The 5,521-nt window shown below is 53.5% G+C and carries 6 protein-coding genes; 1 reads left to right on the forward strand and 5 read right to left on the reverse strand.

All coding sequences use genetic code 11. The features are described from left to right. Positions 1–951 precede the first annotated feature (951 nt). From HAT86_RS16690 to HAT86_RS16710, 5 genes are all read right to left on the reverse strand, one after another. The gene (locus HAT86_RS16690; RefSeq protein ID WP_167200599.1) at positions 952–1,518 is read right to left on the reverse strand and encodes a tyrosine-type recombinase/integrase; all 567 of its coding nucleotides are present in this window, start codon (positions 1,516–1,518) and stop codon (positions 952–954) included. Between the two features lie 196 nt (positions 1,519–1,714). Then, positions 1,715–1,954, reverse strand: coding sequence for a CDGSH iron-sulfur domain-containing protein (locus HAT86_RS16695; RefSeq protein ID WP_167200612.1), 240 nt, complete (start codon positions 1,952–1,954; stop codon positions 1,715–1,717). A gap of 537 nt (positions 1,955–2,491) precedes the next feature. Next, on the reverse strand, positions 2,492–3,217 hold the full coding sequence (locus HAT86_RS16700; protein WP_167200602.1) for a hypothetical protein: 726 nt from the start codon (positions 3,215–3,217) through the stop codon (positions 2,492–2,494). A 49-nt stretch (positions 3,218–3,266) separates the two neighbouring features. After that, entirely contained in the window at positions 3,267–3,599 is a 333-nt protein-coding gene (locus HAT86_RS16705) for a DUF3768 domain-containing protein (protein ID WP_167200605.1), read from the reverse strand. Further along, positions 3,592–4,041 carry a hypothetical protein gene (locus HAT86_RS16710; RefSeq protein WP_231125959.1) on the reverse strand — a complete coding sequence of 150 codons (450 nt, stop codon included), beginning with the start codon at positions 4,039–4,041 and terminating at the stop codon, positions 3,592–3,594. Before HAT86_RS16710 ends, HAT86_RS16705 begins: the two co-directional genes overlap by 8 nt. Between HAT86_RS16710 and HAT86_RS16715 the strand changes: the two genes are divergently transcribed. Next, a protein-coding gene (locus HAT86_RS16715; RefSeq protein WP_167200609.1) for an IS3 family transposase occupies positions 4,020–5,371 on the forward strand; the annotation gives its coding sequence in 2 pieces (ribosomal slippage) (positions 4,020–4,356 and positions 4,356–5,371; 1,353 coding nt in all). The genes HAT86_RS16710 and HAT86_RS16715 overlap by 22 nt on opposite strands. Positions 5,372–5,521: the final 150 nt, after the last annotated feature.

Genomic DNA, 5,521 nt, shown 5'->3' on the forward strand with positions numbered 1-5,521 from the left:
GGAATTGAAGCCACAACCACAGACCAGATCGCCGCATGACCGAGAACCCTCAAACACCAGATTTGACAATAACTCAGCCAAAGGGTAGGCGAGATGGAACCATATAGGTTGCAATAATCTTTCCGTCTTTTTGTAAGTATAGATTAACTGCATCGCCTGGAGATGCGGCTTTGGGAAGTTTGTCCGTCGTAAGGTTGACGGACGCTTTATGAATAAGTGGTTGCATGCTGCCTCATGTCCCCAGTTTGTCTGGAGTGGGGTCGTTTGTAGTAGCGCGCAGTAAGCAAACTGAAATACTGAGTCATGAATTTCTTCTATGTGGCGCGCTTCGCTATTCCGGGAAAATCTGCGTATATTTCATTCCTTCAAGGGTTGCTGTTGCACCTAGGCCAGATTGATTGAAGCTGACTGCAACAATGGGTGACTGGGCTTTTGCCAAGTCAGCACTCAGGCCATCGCCTTGGTCGGAAATGACATACTGAAGCGAGGCACCTGCTGACCAGCGAGGGCGGCGACGAAATCTGAAGCATTGGCTTGATTATAAGAGCTACAGCCCGACGTTACGGACATGGCCCATAATAAGACTATAACTTTACGCCCCATTCTCAGCATCCAATAACCTGACATCTTAAAAGTGATAAATACGCCACGTTCCGAAAAAGCAAGTCGATGACAGCGCCTAAGCAGTTGATTGAACGATATTCGGAGGTGAATTATTTGGGCGGAAACTAAGATAAGGAATCCGCAAATGAAATCGAAACTCACACTTATCCTCGCCATGACCACTATAATGGGTGTGACGGCCTGCAGCCAGCCTGAGCCCGAACCCGAATTTGTGACGGTTGAGCCGGTTATGGACAAATACTAATCGCACTGTATGAAGTGTGATTGTGGCAGGGCGAATTGGACTTACCTCATCCTCAGTCCCTACGCCCTGTCAACATTATTCATTTAAAGCAATTCCACCGCCTCGCTCAGCTGCTCCGCGTTTACGTCGATGTAGCGTTGTGTGGTTGAGATGTGGCTATGCCCCGCCAATTCAGCCAGCAAGCGCACGCCCACGCCCTTGTTGGCCAGTCTGGTGATGTATGTGCGTCTGCCGGAATGGCTGGATGCGTCTTTCAAGCCCACCGCCTTGTATATGTCGAGAAACAGCTGGCACATTGTGTTGGCTGAGAAATGCCCGCCTTTCTGACTTTCAAACAGGGGGCGGTCAGGATCGCTCAAGTTCAAGCCAGCAGCATAATCCGCCAATGCCCTGCGCAAGCGCTGATTGACGTACACGGTGCGTGTCTTGCCGCCCTTGCTCTGCGCTGCTGACAGGATGAATTGTGTTCGCACAGCGCCTGCCTCGTCAAACACGTCCCCACGCTTGAGCGCGGCGATTTCCTTTGCCCGTAGCCCTGCGTAGAAGCTGAACAGCACGATGGTTTCATCGCGTGTTGGATGACGGCGACTGCGGCAATACTGTATAACACGACGCAGTTGAGCTTCGTTCAATGTCTGTGCTTGGCGCATGTGCTGATCCCCTCAAAACCTAATCATTTGCTATAAACGACTGTAAAGTCTGAGGTTTTGGTTGGTCGACCGGAAATGGTGGGAATTGTTCTGTCAATAAATTCAATGGCTTAGGCGAAAATCTCACACAATGCTGATTGTATGAGATTTTTGCAGCTGCCGCGCAGCAAGCAGAAAACCACGCGGCATTCGCTGCTTACAGCTTGCTGTGTGCACCGTCACAGAGCGGTTGCTTGCTGCTGTGCTTGCATCCGCAGAAAAACACGCGCTTGCTTGCCTCCGCTGTGTATTTGACGGGCGCAATTCCAGTGTCCTTGTGGCTGCCATCGCAGAACGGCTGATTGTTGCTTTTGCCACAAGCGCACCAGAAGTAGGTTTTGCCCTCTTCAACCTCGACGGGGTATGGCGACTTTTGAACGATGATCGGTGCTGTCATTTTGGCGGTCCTCGTTTGTTCGGTTTGTTTCGAACGAGGTAGGGTAAGCTCCGCTGTCTGCAACGCTCTCCTCCCAAATCGCGGAGACAGCAGAGCTGAACGACAACTGGGTTGCCGTTGATGCGCGGCAAACTGGCACAGGATATGAGTGTCGCCAAGCAAAATGTTGTGTAGAAGATCTTTCATAAAAAGGGCTCTTGAGCATGTGGGTGCTGAGGTATGCTGCAGGTGCATCGCTGCCCTGCAGCAGGGGTTCTTGCAGCTGTGAAGCACCGTGCCTATTTCAGCGTCAACGGCAGCCTCTTTCCTCCTCCCTGAAGCTGTTGATACTTTCAAGGCGGCGCACTTCTCCTCCCTTTGTGCGTCGCCTTCATTTTTGCCCAGCACACATGGGAATTGCAGCGACTGCGTGGGCCTCAATCGATGATCAAATCAGCGGAACGAAGGGAACACCGCAGCCCGCCAGCGCCAAGCACGCTGTCAGTATCAGGATTGTTTTCATTTCATGCTCCTAGATTTGCATATAGCCAAGTCACATCAATGCCGCTGGATTGCGCTCAGCATGCCGTCGGTTTCCAGTGACAAAGCAGATCGCCATAGGTCTGTTTTCACGTAATGACGCTCTGTCAGCCCATCTGCGCCTTTGGTTTCGATGTGATCCAACAAGCCAGACCATTCCAGCGGATAAAGCACACAGGATGAGAATACTGCGGCTTCTCGCCAGTTTCCTTCAGCAAATGAAGCTTCATACCCATAGAACGTCTTGAAAATCTGCTTTTCATTAGCGCCGTGATCCGCTTCAACGTTGATGACGTTCAGCCATGTATCCCAGTTGCCCGCTGGCTGCTCGCCAAAACGGCTATAGCTGCCGTGGTCGATGCTGAGTAGAAAAAATGGAACCAGCTCGCCAAAGAGTTTTCCACGATGTGCTGTTAACGCCGCCCCTTTTTTCGTTGCCTTGAAGCGGCCCTTGTAATGCCGACCAAGCTTGAGCTGCGTGAGCAGGAAATGCGTCATCTCCAAAGGTGGGAATTCATATTCGTTCAAGACCTTGTTGTAGCGAAACAGCTCTTCGTAACCCATGCCAGGCCAGTTGATATGCTCAGCTGCCCAGTGCACGAACACCCGCTTGAAGGCTTTGGTTTGTGTCAGTTCTATGCCGCCATGTTCAACGGCATATTGCAGTGTCATCTGCGCAGCTCTGAGCAAGGGGCATAGGTCCAGCTCGGGTGCGTCATCGGGTAAGTCTCGAAAAGCAATCATGGGAAATCTGTGCCACGAACCACATCAGTTCGCCACAGAAAATCCCTGCTCAGTATTCGTCGGCAAGCATTATGGTTAAGACACGAGCTGTGACAGCCGGATCGCTTGCGTCAGGTGAATGCATTTGCAGATCGAGATCGAAGTAGTCAAATTTCCAAAACACCTGAACCTCGCGCCAGTGAAATGACCCAAAGTCGTGCTCGCCATAAGGATCGTTGTCGGGCGTGAAACGATCATATGATCTGACCGCCGCCAATATCTCGCCAACAGCTGCTTCTCCCAGCTCAGCTATGCCCCGTGTTATAAGCACACGACAGCCCGTGAAGCTTTGCCGTGCGCGATCATTAAGTGCCCTTATTTTATCTGCTTCACAGTCAGCCATTTGACGTGGCCTTTGCAGCGCCGGGTTTTGTGCGGGTCTTGCGCTCAACAGCGCGGGCAATTGCTGTGTCCAATTCCCCTGCCTTTGTTGCTGCCAATAATACTGCGAGCACATCACCTACGTCTTTGAGGGATTTCACGAACACAGCATTGTTGGTGCCATCAGCTGCGATCACCCGTGCCCCATAGCGGCACTGCACATACCACCCGTGGTCTTGCTCAAAGAACCAAGCGCGCACCCGGCGATGGGTTTTGACAGCAACTCGCTCTCCGTGCTCGTTGGTAATCCATTTGGTTTTCTCCACGCGATGGTCTTCGCCGTTCATTGCTGCGGCATTGTCTGACGTCAGCGCCTTTGGGACAGATTTGAGGTTTTCGTAACGGAGGATTTCTGGTTCATCGCAGCCACCAAGGAGCGAAGATGAACAAGAAATCCGGAACATCGAAGGACGCGGCCGACAAGCTGGTCACAGGGATCAAGCGCAAGACGCGCAAACAGTATTCGGCTGAAGAGAAGATCAGGATCGTTCTGGCAGGGCTGCGCGGCGAGGAGAGCATTGCCGCGCTGTGCCGCCGAGAAGGGATCAGCGAGAGCCGGTATTACACGTGGTCGAAGGAATTCCTTGAAGCGGGCAAGCAACGCCTGGCCGGGGATACTGCCCGCCAGGCGACATCGCCTGAGGTCAAGGAACTGCGCTCGGAATCGGCTGCGCTCAAGGAGGTCGTTGCCGACCTGACTCTGGAAAACCGTCTGCTCAAAAAAAGCATGATCGGGGATGGGGGGTGCGAGGCATGAGGTATCCCGCATCGGAAAAGCTGGAGATCATCCGCACCGTCGAAGCTTCGCATCTGCCTGCTCGTCAGACGCTGACCATGCTCGGCATCCCACGTACGACCTATTACCGCTGGTATGATCGCTGGTCCGAGGGTGGGCTTGACGCGCTCGAGGACACGCCGCCCCATCCGGGGTCTGTGTGGAACCGCCTCGCGGATGAGACCCGGGCGGATATCATCGAGTTTGCGCTCGAGCATGAGGAACTGACCCCGCGTGAGCTGGCGGTGAAATATACCGACGAGAAGCAGTATTTTGTATCGGAATCATCGGTTTACCGCATCTTGCAGACAGAAGACTTGGTAACAGCTCCGGCGCATATCGTAATGAAGGCAGCCAATGAGTTCCGGGATAAAACCACGCGCCCCAACGAGCTGTGGCAGACCGACTTCACCTATCTGAAGGTCCTGGGCTGGGGCTGGTTCTACCTCAGTACCATCCTGGACGATTACAGCCGCTACATCATCTCCTGGAAGCTTTGCACGACGATGAAGGCTGAGGACGTGACCGCCACGCTCGATCTGGCGCTGGAGGCTTCAGGATGTGACTGCGCGACCGTTGTCGCCAAGCCAAGACTTCTTAGCGACAACGGCTCGTCTTACATCGCGGGGGACTTGGCGGATTACCTCGACGACAAGGGCATGGATCATGTCCGCGGCGCACCCTACCACCCACAGACCCAAGGCAAGATCGAGCGCTGGCACCAGACCATGAAGAACCGTGTCCTGCTCGAGCATTACTTCCTGCCCGGTGATCTCGAGCGCCAGATTGACGCCTTCGTCGAATACTACAACAACCAACGCTACCACGAGAGCCTTGGAAACCTGACGCCCGTCGATGTCTACTTCGGCCGCGCTGAGCAAATCCTGAAACAGCGAGAGGAGATCAAACGAAAAACCATGCTCACCCGGCGCTTGCGCCACCAAACTGAAAACGCGTAAACTCAATCAAGGATGAGCCAGAGCCTCCAAACGAAAGCACGCTCTGATGTCCCAAATTATCTGAAGACGCACAGTTCGCATTCCCAAGGTTCGCTCAAAAGACGGCACGCCTGTGACCTTCCGCTCTGCCTTGGTGCCGCCCTATGTGCG

This window comes from Roseovarius gahaiensis (genome assembly GCF_011601345.1).
GTDB lineage: Bacteria > Pseudomonadota > Alphaproteobacteria > Rhodobacterales > Rhodobacteraceae > Roseovarius > Roseovarius gahaiensis.